The 695-nt window shown below is 44.9% G+C and carries 1 protein-coding gene and 1 tRNA gene; both read left to right on the forward strand.

Going from position 1 to position 695, the window contains the following annotated elements; genetic code table 11:
- The first annotated feature begins 281 nt into the window (after positions 1-281).
- Positions 282-358: transfer RNA gene (locus A3763_RS26015), tRNA-Arg, on the forward strand.
- 84 nt (positions 359-442) lie between these two features.
- Positions 443-695 (forward strand): hypothetical protein (locus tag A3763_RS29825; RefSeq protein ID WP_231872332.1); only part of this gene is annotated, 253 nt, incomplete at its 3' end.

A 695-nucleotide genomic window follows, 5' to 3' on the forward strand; every position in this document is an offset into this window, starting at 1 on the left:
CGTCCAGGTAATGCTAAAACAAATTCGACAGCAAGGTGGCAACCCTCAGCTCAAAGCAAAGTGTGAGCAATGCTTGGACAATGTTAAGCATATTCCTGCTCAGCATAGGCAATACAAACGCTTCCAAAGTTTACAAACGAAGGTTAAGGCACTGTCCTAGTCGTAGGTAACAGTGGGTATCGCAAGTCCTGGCTTCAATTGTATGGGAATAATCTGTTGCAACGTGTAATTTCCACTTGAGCCTGACTCATTTGCTCGCTATTATTCCTGCGCCTATTTTTCCGCCCTTAGCTCAGCTGGATAGAGCGTCCCCCTCCTAAGGGGAAGGTCTCAGGTTCGAATCCTGAAGGGCGGGCCATTCTTGTTTATATCTCCATATTGCTCTTAAAACTCAGAGCTATGTTATTAAAGTGTAAAACCACGCGTGTTTAGGTTTGTGGCTTTGGCAATCCACAGATTATGGTCTACCTTTGTAATCATGTGGATAAAGTCCTTTATCATTTATATTTCTTTGATTGCAGTTTTCCAACTGTCGCTCGCCCGTACCTGTTATGCTGATGACTCAGGCGGTCATGTCAGTGAATCAGCGAACGCGCAGTCTGTTATCACTCATCTCTCCACGCTAACCGACACTTTAAGCTTAAATGAGTTGCGCGCTATTTTTAGTCTGAGAGCTAGAGCTTGGCCCGATGGAA

The sequence above is a fragment of the Oleiphilus sp. HI0128 genome, from assembly GCF_001635365.1.